At 62.3% G+C, this 21806-nt stretch carries 19 protein-coding genes; 2 read left to right on the forward strand and 17 right to left on the reverse strand.

All coding sequences use genetic code 11. From position 1 onward, the window contains the following. The coding region (locus O7B34_RS30140; protein ID WP_337149404.1) for a hypothetical protein at positions 1-289 on the forward strand (289 nt) is incomplete at its 5' end. A gap of 427 nt (positions 290-716) precedes the next feature. On the opposite strand, the gene O7B34_RS30145 is transcribed toward O7B34_RS30140, so the two are convergent. The 10 genes from O7B34_RS30145 to O7B34_RS30190 all read right to left on the reverse strand — a co-directional run bounded on the left by O7B34_RS30145 (position 717) and on the right by O7B34_RS30190 (position 13193). Beyond that, positions 717-1514: an ABC transporter permease subunit gene (locus O7B34_RS30145; RefSeq protein WP_337149405.1), complete on the reverse strand. Its 798-nt coding sequence runs from the start codon at positions 1512-1514 to the stop codon at positions 717-719. Positions 1515-1516: 2 nt separating this feature from the next. Next, positions 1517-2374, reverse strand: a complete 858-nt coding sequence (locus tag O7B34_RS30150; protein ID WP_337149406.1) for a 2-aminoethylphosphonate ABC transporter permease subunit — start codon at positions 2372-2374, stop codon at positions 1517-1519. Further along, complete coding sequence (locus tag O7B34_RS30155; RefSeq protein ID WP_337149407.1) at positions 2367-3512, reverse strand: ABC transporter ATP-binding protein; 1146 nt, start codon at positions 3510-3512, stop codon at positions 2367-2369. The genes O7B34_RS30150 and O7B34_RS30155 overlap by 8 nt, the downstream gene beginning before the upstream one ends. A gap of 32 nt (positions 3513-3544) precedes the next feature. Next, a complete protein-coding gene (locus tag O7B34_RS30160) occupies positions 3545-4576 on the reverse strand; it encodes a 2-aminoethylphosphonate ABC transporter substrate-binding protein (RefSeq protein WP_337149408.1) in 1032 nt (343 codons plus the stop codon). A gap of 254 nt (positions 4577-4830) precedes the next feature. Next, positions 4831-5841 carry an NAD(P)-dependent oxidoreductase gene (locus tag O7B34_RS30165; protein WP_337149409.1) on the reverse strand — a complete coding sequence of 337 codons (1011 nt, stop codon included), beginning with the start codon at positions 5839-5841 and terminating at the stop codon, positions 4831-4833. Positions 5842-5843: 2 nt separating this feature from the next. Continuing rightward, positions 5844-7202: a (R)-1-hydroxy-2-aminoethylphosphonate ammonia-lyase gene (gene pbfA / locus O7B34_RS30170; RefSeq protein WP_337149410.1), complete on the reverse strand. Its 1359-nt coding sequence runs from the start codon at positions 7200-7202 to the stop codon at positions 5844-5846. A 73-nt stretch (positions 7203-7275) separates the two neighbouring features. Next, positions 7276-8733: a phosphonoacetaldehyde dehydrogenase gene (phnY, locus tag O7B34_RS30175; protein WP_337149411.1), complete on the reverse strand. Its 1458-nt coding sequence runs from the start codon at positions 8731-8733 to the stop codon at positions 7276-7278. A 136-nt stretch (positions 8734-8869) separates the two neighbouring features. Then, positions 8870-10129 (reverse strand): phosphonoacetate hydrolase, encoded by a 1260-nt coding sequence (gene phnA / locus O7B34_RS30180; protein ID WP_337149412.1) that lies wholly within the window; start codon positions 10127-10129, stop codon positions 8870-8872. A gap of 23 nt (positions 10130-10152) precedes the next feature. Further along, on the reverse strand, positions 10153-11352 hold the full coding sequence (locus O7B34_RS30185) for a 2-aminoethylphosphonate--pyruvate transaminase (RefSeq protein WP_337149413.1): 1200 nt from the start codon (positions 11350-11352) through the stop codon (positions 10153-10155). A 140-nt stretch (positions 11353-11492) separates the two neighbouring features. Then, positions 11493-13193, reverse strand: coding sequence for a Na/Pi cotransporter family protein (locus O7B34_RS30190; protein WP_337149415.1), 1701 nt, complete (start codon positions 13191-13193; stop codon positions 11493-11495). Between the two features lie 151 nt (positions 13194-13344). Here O7B34_RS30190 and O7B34_RS30195 point away from each other — a divergent pair, with 151 nt between their 5' ends. After that, the gene (locus O7B34_RS30195) at positions 13345-14214 is read left to right on the forward strand and encodes a LysR substrate-binding domain-containing protein (RefSeq protein WP_337149416.1); all 870 of its coding nucleotides are present in this window, start codon (positions 13345-13347) and stop codon (positions 14212-14214) included. Here O7B34_RS30195 and O7B34_RS30200 read toward each other — a convergent pair. The 7 genes from O7B34_RS30200 to O7B34_RS30230 all read right to left on the reverse strand — a co-directional run bounded on the left by O7B34_RS30200 (position 14211) and on the right by O7B34_RS30230 (position 21607). Beyond that, positions 14211-16688 carry a GcvT family protein gene (locus O7B34_RS30200; protein WP_337149417.1) on the reverse strand — a complete coding sequence of 826 codons (2478 nt, stop codon included), beginning with the start codon at positions 16686-16688 and terminating at the stop codon, positions 14211-14213. The two genes, O7B34_RS30195 and O7B34_RS30200, sit on opposite strands and share 4 nt — an antisense overlap. Positions 16689-16770: 82 nt before the next feature. Next, positions 16771-17535, reverse strand: a complete 765-nt coding sequence (locus tag O7B34_RS30205; RefSeq protein ID WP_337149418.1) for a DeoR/GlpR family DNA-binding transcription regulator — start codon at positions 17533-17535, stop codon at positions 16771-16773. Positions 17536-17807: 272 nt separating this feature from the next. Further along, positions 17808-18872: an alpha/beta fold hydrolase gene (locus O7B34_RS30210; RefSeq protein ID WP_337149419.1), complete on the reverse strand. Its 1065-nt coding sequence runs from the start codon at positions 18870-18872 to the stop codon at positions 17808-17810. 92 nt (positions 18873-18964) lie between these two features. Beyond that, entirely contained in the window at positions 18965-19402 is a 438-nt protein-coding gene (locus tag O7B34_RS30215; protein WP_337149420.1) for a CBS domain-containing protein, read from the reverse strand. 102 nt (positions 19403-19504) lie between these two features. Further along, the gene (locus tag O7B34_RS30220) at positions 19505-19909 is read right to left on the reverse strand and encodes a cupin domain-containing protein (protein WP_442921019.1); all 405 of its coding nucleotides are present in this window, start codon (positions 19907-19909) and stop codon (positions 19505-19507) included. A gap of 83 nt (positions 19910-19992) precedes the next feature. Next, entirely contained in the window at positions 19993-20751 is a 759-nt protein-coding gene (locus tag O7B34_RS30225; RefSeq protein ID WP_337143200.1) for an SDR family oxidoreductase, read from the reverse strand. A 70-nt stretch (positions 20752-20821) separates the two neighbouring features. Next, on the reverse strand, positions 20822-21607 hold the full coding sequence (locus O7B34_RS30230; RefSeq protein WP_337149421.1) for an alpha/beta fold hydrolase: 786 nt from the start codon (positions 21605-21607) through the stop codon (positions 20822-20824). Positions 21608-21806: the final 199 nt, after the last annotated feature.

Genomic DNA, 21806 nt, shown 5'->3' on the forward strand with positions numbered 1-21806 from the left:
AACTGGATGGAGGCCAACCGATACATCAATATGGACGATCTGCGCGAGCACAAAAAACTCGCTCTACGCCAAGCCGCATGACCAGCACCATGGCCGCCCAATTTTGCAGAACTTGACGCACACAACCCGGATTTACATCAACCGCGACCTAGGTGCAGATCGGACCTGCAAGCACAGAGAGAAAGAAATGTCCAGCGTAGCGGAAGTAAGAGTGGAACGGCCGGCAAGCGAAATCGCCGCCGAAGCTTTGCTATTGCCGTTTCCCTCATTCCCACTCGATCGTTTCTAATCCAGCTAGGCCATTGATCTAGATGAGTTTTTTCTTGCTTGCGGCACCGAAAGCCGCCGCATCGTCCGTCAAAAAGTTATGCTTTTGATTTCAAAGCGAAAATCGCTCAAAAAATATTTTGCGGCTTCACCAACTATCGGGACCAATCGGGCGATCTCTTGCACTTTGCGGCGTTCGACCGAGTGCCCAAACTGTCTCGAAAAGTACCGTCACTGCTTCAAATAGTGCATTTCTTCGTTGCAAAACCAGTGGTCATGGTGGGCTTGGATGGCGTAGATTTCGCATGGAAACAGTTTCTTAATGTATGATTAGCGAATCCATACCTGTTTTTGTACTGGTCTGGCGACCCGAGCAAGAGACGCTCTGATTAACTGAAGCGCTTCGCCACTTTACGAAGCACCTCGATTGATTTTTTGGCGGTCATGCCTCACGCGCCGGTCGCGCGCGCGGTGATGCGCTCCAGCCCGAGCAGCAGGACGAGCGTTGCCGCCACAAGGATCATGGTGAGTGCCGCACCGGCGAAGATGTCGCCGCGATCGGTGAGACTGAAGATCGACACCGGAAGCGTCACCCAGCCCGGCGGATAGACCATGACGGTGGCGCCGAGTTCGCCCATGGACAGCGCGAAGCTCAAGCCGAAGGCCGCGACCAGGTAGGGCGCCAGCAACGGCAGCGTGACATGCCAGAGCCGATATGCCGGCCGCGCTCCAAGGCTCGACGCCACCTGCTCGAAATCGAGCGAGAGCCGTGCCAAGCCGGCCGAGACATTGCCGAAGGTAAAGGCCGAGATCAGCACGAAATGCGCGATCATGACGATTGCCACCGTGCCGTTGAGCAGCAGCGGCGGATGGCTGAACGCCACCAGCAAGCCAAGACCGACGGACACCGAAGGCACCGCGCTGGGGATGAAGAACAAAAGGCCGAGCAATCGCCGCAAGGCATGACCCTGGAGGCGCAGCGACAATGCTGCCCAGGTGCCGCTGACCAGCGCCAGTGCGCTGGCCAGGAAACCGGTGACCAGACTAGCCTTTACCGCTCTACCGGCGGAGCCGGAAATGACATCGGTGTAGTGCTCCGTCGTCAGGCCATTCGGCAGCACGCCGTTCCATTGGTCGGCAAGGCTTGACAGCAGGATCACCGCGAGCGGCGCCAGGAACAGCACGCCGAACAGCAGCGCGAAAAGCAGCCATAACACGATGCGACCAGGGCGCGACCAGACCAGCATGGCTAGACTCCCAACCGACCGGCGGCGAAACGGTAGAGGCCGAACAAGCCGAGCGACAGCGCGATGTTGACCACGGCGATGATGCAGGCAACCTGGTAGGCCGATTCCTGGATTGCCTTGCCATAGATTAGCAGCGGCAGAGTGATGACGCCCTTGGCGCCGATGAACAGCACGATACCAAATTCGTTGACGGTCAACAACAGGCAGAGGCTTCCGCCGGCGATGAGCGCCGGAATCGCGGCCGGCAAGATGACCTGGCGAACGATGCGAAACGGGCGCGCGCCAAGCACGCTTGCCGCTTCGATCTGGCCGCGATCGACCAGCGAAAAGGCGGCTAGCAGCGGCCGCAGGATGAAGGGCGTATAGACGGTGACTTCGGCGAGCACCACGCCCCAGGCCGAATAAAGGAAATCGACCGGCGGCAGCGGCAGCGAGAAGGCCTCCATCAGCCCAGTGTTGAGCATGCCGGCGGAACCGTAGAGGAAGGTGAAGGCAAGCGTCACCAGGAAGGTCGGAAGAGCGATGAAGGTATCGATCAGCCGGGCGATGAAGCCGCTGCCGGGGAATGGCACGAAGGCAAGGATCAACGCCAGCACGAGGCCGACAATCAGGCATCCGGCCGTCGCCGTGACCGAGATCGTCACGGTGTTGATCAGCGCGTTGAGGAAGAAGCGCGAATGCAGGACGCGGATGATCTCGGCGGCATTGGCGACGCCGCTGTCGTCGAGGAAGGCCTGTCGGGCGATGAGCGCCAGGGGATAGAAGAACAGCAGCGCCAGCAGGGCCGCTGGCGGCGCGATCCAGAACTTGCCGGGTTCTCTCCTGATCGCCGGCGCGCAAAGTGCGACCGCCTCAGCCACCGGCGTCTTCCGGAAGGAGCGAGGTGTCGGCGGGCGCGAAGAACAATGGCACCTTGGCGCCGGGTTCAGGCAAGGCGACAGGCAGTTTCGTTGCCGAGACTCGCACCGGCGTGCCGTCGACATCGAGCACGAGATGGGTGAGTTCGCCCTGCCAGTGCACTTCCCTCAACGTACCGACGATGCGGTTGGTATGCCCGCTGTCGGCGGTCAGGCTGAGATGCTGCGGCCTGATGCAGAGCAGGCTCCTGTCGCCGGCCTTCTCATCGCGGCCGACACCTGTCAGCACCGCATCACCATGCCTTGCCGTGGCAAAGCCCTTCGACCCGGCAGGCTCGGCGACCGTCACCGGCAGCAGGTTGGCGCGGCCGAGGAACTCAGCGGTGAAACGGTTTGGCGGGCGACGGTAGAGTTCGGTCGTCGGTCCATGCGAACAGACCCTGCCGTCGCGCATAATGGCGATCTTGTCGGCAAGCGTCAGCGCTTCGGTCTGGTCATGGGTGACGTAGAGGATCGTCAGGCCAGGCAGGCTGCGGTGCAGGCGGGCAATCTCCTCGACCATGTTGCGGCGGATCTGCGCGTCGAGCGCCGAAAGCGGCTCATCGAGCAGCAGCACGCGTGGCCGCACGGCCAAAGCACGCGCAATCGCGACGCGCTGCTGCTGGCCGCCCGAAAGCTCGCGGGGATAACGCCGGGCAAAAGTCGCCATGCCGACGGTGGCGAGCGCTTCTTTCACCCGTTCGCCAATCAACGCCTTGTCGGCGCCTTGTGCCCTGAGGCCGAAGGCAACGTTGTCCTCGACCCGCATATGCGGAAACAGCGCGTAGTTCTGCACCACCATGCCGAGACCGCGCTCGTAGGGTGGCAGATCCGTCACATCGGTCGCGCCGATGCGGATGCGGCCGCTTGCCGGGCGCACGAACCCGGCCACGGCGCGCAGGGCGGTGGTCTTGCCGGAACCCGAAGGCCCGATCATCGCCAGGATTTCACCCGGCGCAATATCCAAGGTCAGCGGATGCAGGACGACATGTGCGCCATAGGCGACGCTGACCTTGTCGAAGTGGACGTTGGAACCGGCGCCGCGAACTTTCGCGGCGTCGATGTCCATGACACTGGTACCAGTAAAGGCGACGGCCGACATGGCTTGGTCCTCCGGATTTTTGCCCTCGGGTGTCAGCTTCCGGTCGCCTCGTTCCATTTCTTGACATAGTCGGGAAGCTTGCTCAGCGCTTCGTCCCAGTTCGGAGCCCAAACGGTCACACCCTTCATCGCCTCCTGCGCTTTGGCGAAGTTGGCGTCATCCGGCTTCACGTCCTTGCGGGCGGGCATACCGAGCGCTACCGAGCTTATGGTGGACTGGGCTTCCTTGGCGAGCAGGAAATCGATCAGCTTCCTCCCATTGTCGGCATTGGGAGCGCCAGTGACCAGGCCGATTTCATAGGGCAATGCGAAAGTGGAGCGCACACCGTCAGGACCGGCGGGCCAGAACACCTTGATATTCGGGTTGTCGGCCATCTGCGACATGTTCATCTGCAAATCGCCGTTGGCGACGTGCAGTTCGCCCTTGTTGACCAGCGCGGTCAGCTTGCCGGTCGAAGCGGACGGGCCGACATTGTTGTCCTGCAGCTTCTTCATGAACTCGAAGCCTTTGTCCTCGCCACCGAAGGCATGGATGATCTGCAGCATGACGGCGGTGCCGTCACCGGCCTGGCCGGGCGTGGAATACTGGATCTTGCCCTTGAACTTCGGATCGAGCAGATCGTTGTAGCTTTTCGGCGCTTCCGAAAGCACGGCGCTGTTGTAGATGAAATTCATGTAGTTGTTGACCAGCGGCCGGTACTTGCCGGTGCCGCCGTCGATCTGGTCGGCCGCTTGCGGCATGTAGTCCTGCAGCAAGCCATCGGCGGCCGCGCGCTGGACGAAGGGCGGCAAGGTCACCAGCACGTCGGCCTGCGGGTTCGACTTCTCCTTGGCGACACGCTCGACGACACCGCCCGAGCCTGCCTCGATATACTGCACGGTGATGCCGGTGGCCTTGGTGAAGGCGGCGAATTCGGTCTCGTACCAGCTGCCATTGCCGTCATGCAGGCCGTCGGCGGAATAGATGGTGACAACGCCGTCGGCGAATGCCGGTCCAACAAGAGCCGAGGACGCCAATAGCGACGCGGCGAAGGCCGTAACGATGGTTGCATTGCGCGATTTCATGATCAGTTCCCCTGTGATTGATGGCACATTCTGCGATGCACTAGGACGATCGCGCGTCGGGACCTTCCGGTCTTGTAGCGCCGGTGGATGTCGTCGTTGGGTCAACTCTGGGGACTAGCGATCGATAAGTAAAATCTATTTATTTTATGAGAGCCAAACTTCCTCTGATATTTGTCTTGGAAGTGTCGCATCATTGTCGTGGGTGCGGTCGCGGCTGCGCGGGGTGGACGATCTGATTGGAAACATATCCGTTATCAGCCGAACAAGACGCCCAATGTCTGTGCCCGCAAACGCGGATCATGCGAGCGGATGATCACTGGCCGGCCCTCGAGGATCTCGAAACAGCGCGCCAGCGTGTCGTCCTCGAGCCTGCGCATCGCCTCATGCGTGAAGAAGGTGAGATGCGGAAAGAGGATCACGTTGTCGCGATCGAAAAGCGCGCGCATCGGATGGCCCGACTTGGAGAGCGGCTCCGCCGAATAGACGTCGAGCCCCACGCCACCGATGCGTCCGGCAACGACCGCCTCGACAAGCGCCCGCTCATCGATAAGCGCGCCGCGCGAGACGTTGATGATGATGGCGGAAGGCTTCAGGCAGGCGAGCTCTGCTTTGCCGATCAGTCCGCGTGTCTTGTCATTCAGCACACAATGGAGGGAAATGAAGTCGCAGGCCCGCAGCATGGCGCGGAGATCATCGGCCTTCTCGACGCCGGCGGCATGCATGGTTGCGGCATCGACACCGGGATCAAAACCAAGAACCCGGGCGCGAAATCCCTGCCCGGCCATGCGCGCCATGCTGCGGCCGATCTTGCCGCAGCCGACGAGCCCCAGCGTGGCGCCGGAAATGTCTCGCCCCAGCCAGAGCTGCTCGGGCCAGATCCAGCCGTCGCGCGACATTGCGGACGTAATCGCCGGCAGCCGCTTGGCCAGCGCGATCATCAGGGCGAAGGCGCCTTCGGCGACGGTTTCCTCGGCATATTCCGGTACGTTGACGACAGGGATGCCGCGCCGCATCGCGGCAGGGATGTCGATGGCGTCGACGCCGACACCATATTTGACGATGCCCTTCAATCTGGAAGCCGCCTCGATCACCCGCGCGGTAATCGGCGTGTAGCACATCAGCAGAAGATCGGCGTCGGTGACAGCTTGCATCAGGTCAGCTTCGGGAATGCCGTCGGGCAGCGTCACCAGCTCGACACCTCTTGCCCGCAGGCCGGCGTCGATCCCTGGACACTCAAGTTCCCGATCGGTGCGGATGACTTTCACGATCAGGCGGCCAGCACAGCGCGCTCGACACTATCGAGAGCGCGGTCGAGATCAGTCTTCGAAATGACCAGCGGCGGCGACAGCGTCAGCACATTGCCCTGGCTGACCTTGAAGCTCAGGCCCCGCTCCAGGCAGGTATAGAAGACCCTCTCGGCGAGATCGCGCGCGGGCTGGCGCATAACGCGGTCCTCGACCAGTTCGACACCGACCATGAGCCCCCTGCCCCTGACGTCACCGACATGGGGCGAGCGTGTCATCAGGTCTTGCATGCGTCCCAGCATATGTTGGCCAAGCTCGGCCGAACGATCGACCAGTCCTTCCTCCAGGATGATGTCGATCGTCGTCAGCGCCTCGCGCGTCGTGACCGGGTTCTTTTCATGGGTGTAGTGACCGATGGCAAAGCCGCCGGTGACGTCAAGGTCGCGGCGCGCGATGACGGCGGCGATCGGCAGGATGCCGCCGCCGAGAGACTTGCCGAGAACGACGATGTCGGGCGTCACGCCATCATGCTCGTGGGCAAAGAACTTTCCGGTCTTGCCCAGGCCGGTAGGGATTTCATCGAAGATCAGCAGTGTGCCGTGCCGGTCGCAGGCCTCGCGTACCCGCTTCCAGAAGCCGGGCGGCGGCGGGTTGGGTGTCGCCCGCATCGGCTCGGCGACGACCGCCGCCACGTCCTGTTCGCGGCCGAGCACGTAAGCGAGCATGTTGGCGCAGGCGAGCCCGGATGCTTCCAGCGAATCGTGGCCGTACGGGCACCGATAGCCGTCCCAGGGCGCGACGTGCTCGGTGCCGGTCATCATGGGTCCGGCGATGTGGGAGCGGAAGGTCGCCTCGCCGCCGACACTCGCCGCCCCGAAGCCGGCGCCGTGAAAGGCATCCCAGAACGATACTGTCTTGAAGCGGCCAGTCGCGGCGCGCGCGATCTTCAGCGCCACCTCAATGGCGTCCGAGCCACCAGTGGTGAACAGCACCTTGCCGAGATCACCGGGCGCAAGTGCTGCCAGCTTTTCGGCCAGTTCGACAGCGGGCTCGCAGGTGAAGCGGCGCGGCGCGAAGCAGAGCTCGTCGAGCTGCTTCTTGATCGCGGCGACCAACCTTGGATGCCCGTAACCAAGGTGATGCACGCTGTTGCCGTGGAAATCCATGAAGCGGCGGCCGGCGGTGTCCTCGATCCAGATGCCTTCAGCCTTGGCGATCGTCGACAGGCAGGGGCTGGACAGGCTCTGATGCATGAAGGCGGCAGCATCGCGATCGAGCAGGCCACGGATCCGCGGATCGTCCTGGCTTGCGTCCCAGCGGCCGCGCGCTGCTGTGGTGTTGGAATCGCCCTCGGTATGCACAAGCTCAGATATCGTGGCCATCATGGTCTCCGAAACGCGAATGAGGGAGCGTGAAACGCCCCCTCGGTTGGTCTGCCGGTTGCTATGGTCCGGGTCAGGACCAGGGCAGCGAGAACGTCTTCACATTGGTGTAGCTCTTCATCGCTTCGATGACGCCTTCCTTGTAGCCATTGCCGCTGTCCTTGATGCCACCGAAGGGCGACATTTCGATGCGGTAGCCCGGCACTTCCCAGATGTTGACCGTGCCGACCTGTAGACCGGCGATGTATTTCTGCATGCGGGGGAAGGAATTGGTGCAGACGCCCGACGACAGGCCGAAGGCGGTCGAGTTGGAGAGTGCGATCAGCGCCTCGTCATCGTCCGGCGCGCGCACGATCGGAATGATCGGTCCGAAGGTTTCTTCCATCACCAGTTCGGATTTGTGCGGCACGCGATCGACGACGATCGGCGGTAGCAGCGCGCCTTGCCGGCCCGGATTGTAGAGAATGTCGGCGCCCTGCTCGGCGGCCATATGGACACGTGCCTCGAACAGCGCCGCCGCCTTCTCATGCACGACAGTGCCGAGGTCGGTCGAACGATCCATCGGGTCGCCGAAACGGATCTTCTTCGCCCGCTCAAGCACCAGCGGCACAAAGCGATCGGCGACGCTTTCCTGGACGAGGATGCGCTTGACCGCGGTGCAGCGCTGGCCGGAGTTTTTCGTGGCACCCGCAACGGCGAGATCGGCTGCCTTGGCCAGATCCTCGTCGGAGAGGTCGTTGAGGATGATCAGCGGATCGTTGCCGCCGAGTTCGAGCACCTGACGCTTGTAGCCGGCCGTGCGGGCGATCATCTTGCCTACCGGCACACCACCGGTGAAGGTGATCAGGTCGATATTCTGGTTGGTGATCATCTCGTTGCCAATGTCGGCCGGCCAGCCGGTCACCACCGACAGCATTTCCGGCGGCAGGCCGGCTTCGTAGAGGATATCGGCCAACAGCAGCGCCGTCATCGGCGTCAGCTCGGTCGGCTTCACCACCACGCAATTGTTGGTGGCAATCGCCGGCGCCACCTTGTGCGAGACCATGTTGAGCGGATGGTTGAAGGGCGTGATTGCCGAGATCGCCTTCAGCGGCTCACGGGTGGTGAAGATCTTGCGCGCCTTGCCATGCGGGGTGAGATCGCAGGAGAAGATCTGGCCGTCATCCTGGATGCACATTTGTGCCGACAGCGTGAAGACGTCATAGGCGCGGCCGACTTCATAGAGCGAGTCGGTCTTGGAGATGCCGAGTTCCAGCGTGATGAGATCGGATATTTCTTCCCGGCGCGACGCCAGCGCTTCAGCTGTACGCAACAGGATCTGCTGGCGCTCGTAGCGGGTCAGTTTGGACTTATAGCCGGCAGCGATCTCGAACGCCTGGCGCGCATGCTCGGCGCGGCCAGCCGGCACTGTGCCGATTACGGTGTCGTTCCAGGGGTAGCGCACCTCGACGACGCCGTCGGCATCGACTTCCTTGCCGGCGATGCGCATCGGCTCGTGGCGAACTTTGATGGCAGGGTCAAGCTTGGTCATGTGCTCTGCTCCAGCAGATTCTTGGACGCGGCGCGGCGGAGGATCGACCCCCACTCCGGCGCTTCGGGCCACTCCCCCGATCGACGGGGGAGAGGTGCCGAGCGAAGCGAGGCGGAGTGGAGGTCGGCGGTGGCACTCAGCCCGCCAGCGCCGCCGCCATGGTGGCGTAGTAGAAGGCATCGAAGTTGCGCAAGATCGGTTCGTTCGGCAGGTTCGGCAGCACGCGATTAACGATGAAAGGCACTTCCTGCTCAGTCAGGCCGCCATGCGAGCGCAGCGGTTCGTTGAGCGCCGCCAGATCATGGCGGTGTTCACTGGTGCCGATCGTCTTGTTTTCGGTCGAGATCAGCACGATGTCGCCGATCCGGTCGGCCGGCAGTTCGAAGCGCTCGCAGGCCGTCGGGCTGTCGACGACCAGCATGATACCGTCGACCTTGGCCAGCCGCGCCATGATGCCGGCCTGATCGGCACCATCAGGCAGATAGGCGGTGGCAAACGAGCCGAGCGCGCCGTGATGCACGACATAGGGATCGGTGATCGGCAGGATGACGCGCGCGGCGTCCTTGCCCAGCCACTCATCGAGCAGGTCCTGGACATAAACAACGTCGGGCGAACCGTCCGTCTTGTGCTTCGGCTTCATGCCGTGGTCGGCGGTAACGACGATCGCAGCGCCCAGCGCATCAAGCTCGGTCAGGTACTTGTCGAACATCTCGTAGAAGGCGTTGGCCTGCGGCACGCCGGGCGCGTATTTGTGCTGCACATAGTCGGTGGTCGTCAGGTACATGATGTCGGGGCGGAACTCCTTCAGCAGCTGGACGCCAGCGGCGAAGACGAATTCCGACAGTTCGGCCGAATAAACCTCCGGCACCGGCAGCCCGAAATGCTTCGACGCATTGTCGATGCCGTGCTCGGCCTTGGTGGTGGTGTCCGACTTTTCGGCCGAGAAACACAGCGCCCGGCCTTCATCGAAAGCAAGCCCCTTGCCGAGCAGCGCACGCAGCTTGTCTTTGGCGGTGACCACCGCCACCTTGGCGCCGGCATCGTGGAAGGCCTGGAAAATGGTCGGCGCACGCAGGAAGCGCGGGTCGTTCATCATCACTTCCTTGCCGGTCTCGCGCTCGTAAAGATAGTTGCCGCAGATGCCGTGCACTGATGGCGGGCGGCCGGTGGCGATCGACAGATTGTTGGGGTTGGTGAAGCTCGGGATGACCGAGTGTGCAAAGCGCACCGTGCCCTTCTCCTTGATCCTGACCAGGGCCTGCATTAGCCCGGCATGAATAGCCTCGTCGAGATAGGCCGGCTCGCAGCCGTCAAGGCAGATGGCGATGGCCGGCACGCGCGGCCAGGCGTAGGTGCGGCCATTGACAGCGACATTGATGGGAGACATCTGGTTCATCGAAATCCTCGAAATCTGCCGCTTCAGGCGGCGAGTTTGGCGCGCTCGGCGATTGCCGCGGCGGGTGGAGCGGCGGTGTCGACGCCCATTTCATTCAACGAGAAAGCCGCCGCCTCGACGACGCGGCGCATGACATGTTCGTCCATCTGGCCGATGCAGCCGACGCGGAAGCTATCGACGGCGGTCAGCTTGCCTGGATAAATGATGAAGCCCTTGTCCTTCATCAGGTCGTAGAACCGATCGAAGGCGAAGTTGGCGTGGGCCGGGTTGAAGAAGGTGACAATGATCGGTGACAGCCAGCGGTCTTTCAGCAATGTCTCAAAACCGAGCTCACGCATGCCGGCCACCATGACGTCGCGGTTCCTGGTGTAGCGGGCGCCACGGCCGGCAACGCCGCCCTCGCCCTCGTGCTGGCGCAACGCTTCAAGGAAGGCGGCGACGACATGCGTCGGCGGCGTGTAGCGCCACTGGCCTGTCTTGTTCATGTGCGCCCACTGCGCGTGGACGTCGAGCGACAGCGAGTGGCTGCGGCCCTTGGCGGCCTCGAGCTCGCTCTTGCGGGCGATGATGAAGCCGAAGCCCGGCACGCCCTCGATGCATTTGTTGGCGGACGAGACCATCGCCTCGTAACGGATCTCGTTAACGTCGAGTGGGATGGCACCGAAGGCGCTCATGGAATCAACCAGCAGCTTGCGGCCCTTGGCGTATACGGCTTCAGCAATCTCGGCGACGGGATTGAGGATGCCGGAACTTGTCTCGCAATGGATGGCGATCACATGCGTGATGGCGCGGTCGGCCTCAAGTGCCGCCGCCACCTCGTCGCCGCGCGGTGGCAGGTAGTCGCCCTTGTCGATCAGCGTGTAGGCTCGGCCGAGATACTGCATGGTCTGCGCGGCGCGCAGGCCATAGGCGCCGTTGGCCAGAACCAGAACCTTGCCGTCCCTGGGCACGAACGAACCCAGCATCGCTTCGACGCAAAAGGAACCGCTGCCTTGCATCGGCACGCAATCGAACTCGCCATGGGCATCGCCGGTCAGCGCCAACAAGCGGCGGCGCATGTCCGATGTCATGGCGCGGAAGTCGCCGTCCCAGGACCCCCAGTCGCGCAGCATAGCCTGTTTGACCGAATAAGCCGTGGTGAGCGGTCCCGGGGTCAGTAGATACGGCTCACCCAGCGCTGGGCTGGCCAGCGGCTCCGCGGCAAATTTCGTCTCGGCGAGCATATTGTCCTCCGCTCGATCTGCTTTTCGATGTGGCCTTATTCTTGGCCTGAATGACATATTTGTAAAATCGTTATTTTGTATCGATATATCGATTATTACGATGGTCAAAATTGCAGCTCGCGAGCGGCGAATGCCGCCCGTCAGGCCAGCGCGGGAGCTATTGAGTCAGCGGCCTCACCGCCTCTCGCCAACCGGCTCTCAAGCAGATCGCCGCTTTGCGTCAGCAAGGGATAGGCGACCGAGGCCATCAGCGAGTTGATTTCCTTCAGCGCCCTGACCGCCTCCAGATGGATGTCGCTGGTATCGATGCTTTGCGTCATTCCCGATTGCAGACGCTTGAGGTGACGGTCATGGCTCAAGCGTTCCAGCTTGCGCATTCGTTCCTTCTCGACAACGAGTTGGCGCGCCGAAACAAGATCGCTCGATACAAGCACGTTGAGCGCAAGCTGCATATTGGCCATGACACGGTTGTGAAACCCGGCCAGTTCGCTCCAGCCGGCGCGTGAAAAGCGCAGGTTCTTGTCGCGCAGCTCCCGGGTAAGCACGAGCAGGTTCTTGGCGACGATATCGCCGGCGCGTTCGAGATTGATGGCGAAATCGGTGAGTTCGATGCCGCGCTGCGCCTCGGCCGCGGTCATGCTGCCGCGATTGACTTCGGCAATGTAGAGCTTGATCTCGGTGTGCGCGCGGTTGACGTCGTCATCGAGCTTCTGCGCCTTGCGGATCTGGTCTGTGGTGCCGGCATCGAAGAAATCCATCACGGGACGAAGCATCACCTCGACGACCTCGCCCATGCGCAGCAACTCGCGGGTCGCGCTTGCCAGCGCCAGACCTGGCGTGCGCATGACGGTGCGGTCAAGCGCACTGGATCGGCGCAACATGAGATCCCTGCCCTCCTTCGCCGCCGGCCTGTCGGCAATCAACAGCGTGACCAACTTTTCCATTGTGCCGGTGAAGGGCAAGCAACAGACGACCAGTGCCAGATTGAAGGCGAGGTGCAGATTGACCAGTTGCCGGCCCTCGGTTGCGCCGAACGAATGCGTCGGAAACGTCACGACCTGAAGCACAAACAGAGCGGCGAGTGCCGCCGCGCCACGGAAGATCAGATTGCCGAGCGGGACGCGGCGCGCCTCGACAGCTTCGCCGCGCGTCAGCCACACCGCAATCAGCGCGCCACCGCAATTGGCACCGAGGATGAAGAACAGACCGACCTCGACCGGCAAAACGCTTTGCGCGGCCAGCGTCACGAACAACAGGATCGCCGCTACGCTGGAATGGATCAGCCATGTGAACAGGGCAGCGGCGGCAAAGGCGGTGAAGTAATCGGCATGCAAATAGGAGATCACCAGGGGCAGCAATGCGCTCTGCCGCATCGGCGCGGTCGCCTCCCCGATCATGTGCAGCGACAGCAGAACAAACGCCACACCCATCAGGATGCGCCCGCCTTGCTTGATACCGCGCGCCTCGAACTTCAGGGCCATCGCGCCGCCGACCAGGATCAACGCCGGCACCAACCAACTGAGGTCGAAGGACAGCACCTGCACGACCAGTGCCGAACCAAGGTCGGCGCCAAGCAGGATCGCCAGCCCGGCCGACACCGAGATCATGCCGCTCGCGGCAAATCCGGCAGCCAGCATGGCGACGGCGGTGGAACTCTGCAGCAGCACGGCGAGCACGGTGCCGGCGCCCGCTGACCTGATCCGGGCTTTGCGCGCCTGTCTCAAGGCATCGCGCAACGCCGGACCGCAGGCCCGCTCGACGCCTGTACGCACCATGCGCACAGCCCAGAGCAGGAGCATGACGGCACCCGCCAGATGCAGCAGGATGATTGAAAATTGCATGGCGCGCCTCCGGTATCCATGGCCGGCAAGACGTCGACCTCATTCAGGCTGAGGGTCGGCTAAACATAAGTCAAATCGTTCGTTTCGATCTTTCAGTTAACGCACCTTATGGTAAGCTGCCGTCTACCTTGGCATCTCGGAGGCACGGGAAATGCGCTATGTTCAGCTGCGGGCCTTTCACCAGGTGGCAATCTCAGGTGGCTTTTCGCGGGCTGCCGAAGCGCTGTTCCTGACCCAGCCGGCGATATCCGACCAGGTCCGCAAGCTCGAGGAAGAGTATGATGTGCTGCTGTTCAACCGCAACAAGAAGCAGGTGACGCTGACCCATTCGGGCCAGAAGCTGCTCGAAATAACCCACCGCATGTTCGACACCGAGCAGCAGGCGCTCGAGTTGCTGACGGAGTCGCGCGCGCTGCGCTCCGGCACGCTGCGCATCGTCGCCGATGCGGCGCATCATCTGTTGCACATCCTGGGCAGCTTCCGGGCCCGCTATCCGGGCGTCCAGGTTTCGGTGCGCGCCGGCAACACCGAGACGGTGATCAGCAGCCTCTACAGCTACGACGCCGACATCGGCGTGCTGGGCGAGGTGCCGACCGGGCGCGATTTCGAGGTCTTGAAACTGAACTCGACGCCGATCATCGCCTTCGCCTCCGTCGACCATCCGCTGGCCGCGAGCAAGTCGCTGACCCTCAAGCAGCTCGCGCAGGAATCACTGGTCATGCGCGAGCGCGGGTCGAAGACGCGTCAGAAGCTCGAAGACCTCGCAACCGCTTCAAAGATTGAACTGAGGCCCGTGATCGAGGCCGAAGGCCGCGAAGCCGTCCGCGAGATCGTCGCCTCGGGCGCCGGCATCGGCTTCGTCTCGGCGGCTGAATTCGGCCAGGATTCGCGGCTCGTCCCGATCGCCATTGACGCGCCTGAGACGCTGATGGATGAGGCGCTGATCTGCTTGCGAGAACGCAGCGGCGGCAAACTCGTGCGCGCCTTTCTCGACATGGCGCGCTCGATGTCGGTGGATTAAGCTGCGACCCTTATCTCCACCACATCGGCCTTCACCCGCTCCGACTTCGGATCGTAGGGGCTGCGCAAATGCGGTGTCGCGGCATGGCGATCACCAGCGAGGTCGATCTCGAACCGGCCGCCGGTGAGAAACGCTGCGTCGACGCCGGTCTCGTTCTCGATCAAGCCGAGCGCCACCGAACGGCCAAGGGTGTGGCCGTATGCCGCCGAGCGGACCTCGCCGACCGGTTTGCCGTCGCGCAGGATCAGTTCACCGCCCCAAAGCATTGGTTCGGCATCATCGAGCGTGAACAGCACGATGCGCCTAACCGGTGCCGCTGACGGCTTTACCTCGACCAGCGCTTCGTGGCCGATGAAGCCATCAGGCTTGTCCATCGCGACAGCGAAGCCAAGTCCGGCCTGCCAGGGGTTGATATCAGGCGTCAATTCACGGCCCCAGGCGCGAAAACCCTTTTCGATGCGCAAGGCATCGAGCGCGTAGTACCCGGCATCGGTCAAGCCGAATTCGTGACCGGCCTCATGCAGCGCCTCATAGGCGCCGACGGCGAATTCGGTCGGCACGATCAGTTCCCAGCCGAGTTCCCCGACATAGGTCATTCGATTGGCATAAGTGGTGGCATAGCCGATATCGATCTCGCGGATGGTGGCGAAAGGGAAGCCGGCGTTGGAAAGATCAGCCGAGGACAGTTTGCCCAGCAGATCGCGCGATCGCGGCCCCATCAACGCCAGCACCGCGTAGGACGAGGTGACGTCGGTCAGGATGGCATGGGCGCCGGCGGGGGTGTTCTTCACGATCCAGTCGGCATCGTGCACCGCTTGTGCGGAACCGGTGACGATGAGGAATTTTTCCGCGCCCAGCCGCATCACGGTGAGATCGCTTTCATAGCCGCCACGGGCATTGAGCACGCCTGTGTAAACGGACGCACCGACCGGTACGTCGACATTGCCGGCGCAGATGCGGTTGAGCACGGCGCAGGCATCGCGGCCCTGGACGAGAAGCTTGGCGAAGGAAGTCTGGTCGAAAATGGCGACCGCTTCACGCGTCGCCTTCATCTCGCGTCTGACCGCCCCATGCCAGTTCTGGCAGCCTAAGGCGTAGTCGTTCTCGGCTTTCTCTCCTGGAGCGGCAAACCAGTTGGCGCGCTCCCAGCCCATTTTGGAGCCGAAGCAGGCGCCCTTGGCGGCAAGCCGGTCATAGAGCGGCGAGCGGCGGAAGGGCCGCGCGGTGTCGAGTTCGCGGTTCGGCCAGGGCATGGCATAGTGCAGGCCGAGCGTCTCCTTGACGCGGTCATGCAGCCAGCGCGGATTGTTGTTGAAGGAGGCGAAGCGCCTGATATCGACCGGCCACAAATCCATGGTCGGTGCGCTGTTGACGATCCATTCGGCCAGCGCCCTACCCGCGCCGCCGGCGCTGGCGATGCCCATCGAGTTGAAGCCGGCGCCGACATAGAAATTTTTCAGCTCCGGCGTCTCGCCGAGGAGAAAATTGTTGTCGGGCGTGAAGCTTTCCGGGCCGTTGTAGAATTTCTTCACCTCGGCCTGCGCCAATTGCGGCACGCGGACAAGCGCGTTTTCCATCAGTGTCTCGAACTGGTCCCAATCGTCGGGCAGCAGCGCGAACTCGAAATTTTCCGGGATGCCGTTCATGCCCCACGGCTTGGCATGCGGCTCGAAGCCGCCCATCACCAGGCCGCCGACCTCTTCCTTGAAGTAGATGAAACCATCGGGGTCACGCATGACAGGCAGATCCGGATGCACGCCCTCGATCCTGCCGGTGACGATGTACATATGCTCGGCCGAATGCAGCGGCACCGATACGCCACACATCAACCCGACCTTGCGCGCCCATTGGCCGGCGCAGTTGACGACGATCTCTGCGGCGATGTCGCCACGGTCCGTCTCAACGCCGCAGGCAACGCCGTTTTTTACCGTGATCCCGGTGACCTTCACCCGCTCGAAAACTTTCGCACCGCCGTTGCGCGCGCCCTTGGCGAGCGACTGTGTCAAGTCCGTCGGATTGGCCTTGCCGTCTCCCGGCAGCCAGACGGCGCCGACCAGATCGTCCGTCGCCATCACCGGCCACAGATCGGCCGCCTCTTTCGGCGAAATAACATCGATCTGCACCCCTTGAGCGCGCGCCGAGGCGGCCGTACGCTTCAGCACTGTCATACGGTCTGATGTGCGCGCCACCGACAGCGAGCCGCAATTCTTCCAGCCGGTGGCAAGACCGGTCTCGGACTCCAGTTCACTGTAGAGCTGGGTGGAATATCGGATCAGGCTGGTCATGTTGGCATGGCTGCGCAACTGCCCGACAAGGCCGGCGGCATGCCAGGTGGTGCCGCCGCTGAGCTGGCCTTGCTCGAGCAACACCACATCGGTCCAGCCGAGCTTGGTGAGATGATAGGCGACCGAACAGCCGGTGATGCCGCCGCCGACAATGACGACGCGCGCTTGCGTGGGGAATTCGTTTGCCATGGGACATCCTGCCGTTTTGACACCGGCTGGATCATAGCAGGCGAATCCCAAATATCAACACAAAATGCCACAAAATATCACATCAAGATGCAACCATCAGTTCAGGTCCTTTGCGCACCACCGCTTCAGCGATATCAGCCTGCGGCTTCGCATCGACGATCAAGCCGGCGGCGCGCTGGAAATTCGGGATCCTGAGCGGCGTCAGTTTTGCGAACTTGCTGCTGTCGAGAACGAAGTAGGTTTTGGCTGCGAGCGCGATCATCCGTCCGCGCTGTTCGGCGCCGGCGCGGGTGAAATCGGTCACTTCGCCGTCGGGCGAGAGTGCGCCACCGCCGAGGAAGGCGATGTCGACGCGAAAGCGCGCCATTGCCTCGGGCATGTCGATGCTGGCGGCCGCTTCCTCGCCGGGATCGATTTCGCCACCCAGCATATGCACGCGCATGCCTGGAATGTGGCACAGGTGAAGCGCAATCGGCAGGCTGGCCGTACAGATGGTGAGATCGCGCAGGTCGCTCATGGCTTGCGCGACGGCCAGCGTCGTGGTGCCGGAATCGAGGAAAACCACCATGCCGTTGTGTATGAGCCCTGCGGCCGCCCTGCCGATCGCGGCCTTGCCCCGGGCATTTTCTCGGCTGCGCAAGTTCATTGCCGGCTCACTCGGCTCGAAACGGGCGGCGCCGCCATGCACGATGCCGAGCTGTCCCTTATCCGACAGCAGCTTCAGGTCGCGGCGGATGGTTTCGCGCGAGACATCGAAGAACCCGGCAAGTTCGGCAATGCTAACGGAACCTTGGGCGCTGAGGCGCTTCAGGATCTCATCATGTCGCCGCGTGGCGAGCACGCGCATCTGCTGACTGCTCTCGGGAGACACTGGACCCTCACGTGACCTTGATGTTGTAATATGTGGCAGTGGCCGAGAGCCGAGGCAACCGCGCTCTTCGCCCCTCCGCCTTGCGCACCGACGCCTGATGCACCAGGGAGGTCCAGCTGTTGGTCAACGGCTTGCTGCTGCGTGAAGCACCGGTGCCAAATTGCGTCGGGATGCCGACATACCCGTACAGCCCACTCCTGGATTCACGGAGACCCGGAAAGCCTACCCTCGGAGGTGTAGGTCGGCAATCAGTAGCCGCCGATTTCGATGACTGCATCGGCAAATGCTCGCGGAGCTTCCTGCGGCAGATTATGTCCGATCCCGCCGCTGATGACCCTGTGCGAATATCTGCCGGAGAATTTCTTGGCGTAGGAACTGGCGTCCGGATGTGGCGCGCCATTGGCGTCGCCTTCCAGGGTGATGGTAGGCACGGCAATGACCGGGGCTTGGGCGAGCCGGTTTTCCAGATCATCGTATTTCGGCTCGCCTTCAGCAAGCCCGAGCCGCCAGCGGTAGTTGTGCATCACGATGCTGACATGGTCCGGATTGTCGAAGGCCGCTGCGCTGCGCTCGAAGGTGGCATCATCGAAATTCCACTTCGGCGAAGCGAGCTGCCAGATGAGTTTGGCGAAATCGCGCCTGTATTTCTCATAGCCGGCACGACCGCGGTCCGTGGCGAAGTAGTATTGGTACCACCACTGCAGCTCCGCCTTGGGTGGCAACGGCAGCGTGCCGACTTGCTGATTGCCAATGAGATAGCCGCTCACCGAGACCATCGCCTTGCAACGTTCGGGCCAGAGCGCAGCAAGAACGTTCGCCGTCCGGGCACCCCAATCGCAGCCGGCGATCGTGGCTCTCTCGATTCCCAGCGCATCCATCAGGGCGATCGCATCGACCGCAAGCGCCGACTGCTGGCCGTTGCGCATCGTCTCGTCCGACAGGAAACGTGTCGTGCCATAGCCGCGCACGTAAGGCACAATCACGCGATACCCTCCTGAGGCGAGCATGGACGAGACGTCGACGTAGGTGTGAATATCGTATGGCCAACCATGGAGCAGGACGACGGGTGCGCCGTCGGCGGGCCCCAGCTCCGCATATCCGACGTTCAGCGCCCCGGCATTGACCTGCCTGAGCGGGCCGAATGATTTGTGTGCCGCCTGCGTCGTGGACGCTGGTGCCTGGCTCGTCCAAGTGGCCGCCATGCTTCCCGGCACATTCAAGCCAAACTCGGTGGCGGCGAACGTCATTGCCGCGGCACCAACAATGCGGCGGCGACTATGGTCGATTGTCTCGGGAGACTTGCTCGTATCCATGATGATGCCTTTGTGATTGCGGTGACCAGCAAGGAGGAACCTCAGCATCGACCCAAAGAGGGCCGCTGCGAGACCGGCGCCCTGCCCTTGCGCTATTGATAGCCGATACCACCAATGTAGCTGGCGAGCAGCTGCTCTTGGAGTTCCTCCTGTTCGAAGAGCGCCTTCATCGCATCGCGGATATCGAGAATGCCAAGCGGTTTCGAGTCGGCGCCGAGAACCGGAATGTTCTGAAGCCGTTGCGCGACCATGATCCGCCAGACCGAATGAACGTCGTCTTCGGGACCGCAGGAGACGAGACCCCGGCTCATCAATGTCGATACGGGGGCTCCTGCCGATCCTGAATTCGCCAGGTGACGCACGAGGTCGGACTTGCTCAACACCCCTGCCGCCTCCCCACCGCCATGGCAAACGATGACCAGGCCTATGGCCGGATTGGAAAGTGACAGCGCTGCATTCCGCGCCGTAGCGTCCACGCCGATCACCCTGAGGCGGGCCGATGTCACCGGATGCAGGCTGTCGATGCGCATGACGTCCTCCTAAGAGCGGCTTGCGGCCGCAGCCGAAGGATAGCTTTCAGTTTAGGCATGGTTGTGGAGTTTGGCCGGAAATCCGCCGGAAGCGTCCCGCTTTCATTTCCCGTAAATCGTCAATTCCTTCTCGCTGGTATCGACGACGAAGATCGCAAGCAGGCGAGCGCGTTCCGTCTTGCTCGCGTTTTCGCTGACGGAATGATGGTCGCCCGGAAATTCAGAGAAACTTTCGCCGGCGCGATATGTCGTTACGGGTCCGTCGTTGACCTGGCTTCGGATCGCCCCCTCCAGGACTGTCGCGTAAATGAACGCCGAATTCGGATGGGTGTGGGCCGGCGATGTACCGCCCGGCTCGTACTCGACAAGCACGGCTTTCATGCTCTTGCCAGGCACATTTGGAAGAACATGGTCGTAGACAAGCTTCACGCTTGCATCATCATGGGCCATGGCTGCGGGAACAAAAGCGGTGGTGAATGCCGCCGCGCAGACGAACGTCTTGAGCATGTCTTATCTCCAGTTTGCAAGAATGAGTGGGAGAGACAGCCGATCTGCTTGAGATGAGCTCGGCGTTCCCTTCTTCTGACTGCTTATTGCTGTTGCGCGGACCGGCTGAGCCAATCGTCGAAGTGTATCGAGCCGATGCGAGCATTCTCGCCGGGGACGAGCGTTCGATCGTCAATTTCCACTGCGCCGTAGTAGAGCGCGTGAGGATCCACGACCAGTTTGCGAGGGTCCTTGGTTGCCTTCAGGAACCGCCCGACCAGTTCGCTGAGACGCACGCGCTCCGGACCGGCAATTTCGATCATGCCGTTCAGTGGCGCGGCAAGCGCGGCGTCCGCCATCGCGTCGGCGACATCATCGGCCGCCATCGGTTGGAAATACGCCGGGGACATAGTGATGGTATCCCCAACCGCGCCTGTGTTTGCGAGAGCGGCCGTGAATTCGAAGAACTGCGTCGCGTGAATGATCGTGTAGGGAATTCCCGACTCTTTGATGAGCCTCTCCTGAGCCATCTTGCCGCGGAAGTAACCCATGCCCTGCAGGCGGTCGGTGCCGACGACCGACAGCGCAACGTGATGGCGCACGCCAGCTGCCGTTTCGGCTGCAAAGAGGTTTCGCCCGGCCGTCTCGAAGAACTCGATGGCAACCTTTTCCTCGAACGACGGCGAGTTCGCGAGATCGACGACGACCTGCGCGCCCGCAAGCGCAACGGCCAGGCCTTCGCCCGTGACGGTGTTGACTCCCGAGTTCGGTGAAGCCGCAAGCACGTCGTGTCCTTTGTTTCGCAGGCGCTCCACAGTCTTTGAACCGATCAGCCCGGTTCCGCCGATGACGACGATTTTCATGTCTGGTCTCCAGGTCTTGCGTGTCGGAATGGATTGTTTCGATAGAACGGATGGCGTTCCGGCCAGCTGCTCACTGTGCCGATGCCGCATCCTCGATCAGCGAGGTGACCTCGCCGGGATGCGAGACCATCACAGCGTGGGATGCACCCTCGATGACGACAGTCTTCACGGCGTGCGCGCGCTTTGCCATGAAGCTCATGACGGCTGGCGGGATATTGCGGTCATCCGAGCCGTAGATCATGTAGGACGGCAGAACCTTCCACGAAGCGACGCCCGAAACCTCAGCCAGAGCTGCCTGCGTAACGGGGCGTTGAGTGGCCGCCATGAGCAAAGTCTGCTCTTCCGGGACGTCGGCGGCGAACTGGGCGCGGAACTTGGCCGGCTGGATGAAGAGATCCTGTCCGCCGTCGGGCAATGCGACTGGGACAATTGCGCTCCCCAAGGTGCTGCCGGGAAACTTGCTGGAAAGCGTGAGGCTCGATTCGCCGGTATCCGGCGCGAATCCCGCCACATAGACCAAGGCCTTCACATTGGCATTGCCATTGGCCGCCTCGGTGATGACAGGCCCGCCATAGGAATGGCCCACCAGCACGACCGGCCCGGAGACCGACCGGACGATGGCTGAGACCGCTGCGGCATCGCTGGCGACGCTGCGGAGCGGATTGGCTGCGGCTATCGCTGTATAACCGTCGGCGCTGAGTTTTGAGATGACTGCATCCCAGCTTGAAGACTCGGCGAAGGCGCCATGCACCAGCACGATCGTCGGCTTGGACTGAGAACCCGCGGTCTGGGCCATCGCGCTGCCCGATACGGCAAGCGCTGCGGTGAGCGCCAGGATTCCAGTGATATTTGGCATTTGCTTTCTCCTTTGTGGCCTGTCGTGACCAGTGAGGAGGAAAATGCGACGACGCGGCCCGCGCGGCTATTCTACGGAAGGGTCTGTCATCCGATGCCAAGGTACAGGGTAGGCCATCAGGGGACGGGATCCGCGGGACGAGGCCCGATTTCCCGTGCTTCGCAATGGGATATCTCTCGCTGGTGTGGAAGGCCGGCAG

This window comes from Mesorhizobium sp. Cs1299R1N3, assembly GCF_037179625.1.
Classification (GTDB): Bacteria; Pseudomonadota; Alphaproteobacteria; order Rhizobiales; family Rhizobiaceae; genus Mesorhizobium; species Mesorhizobium salmacidum.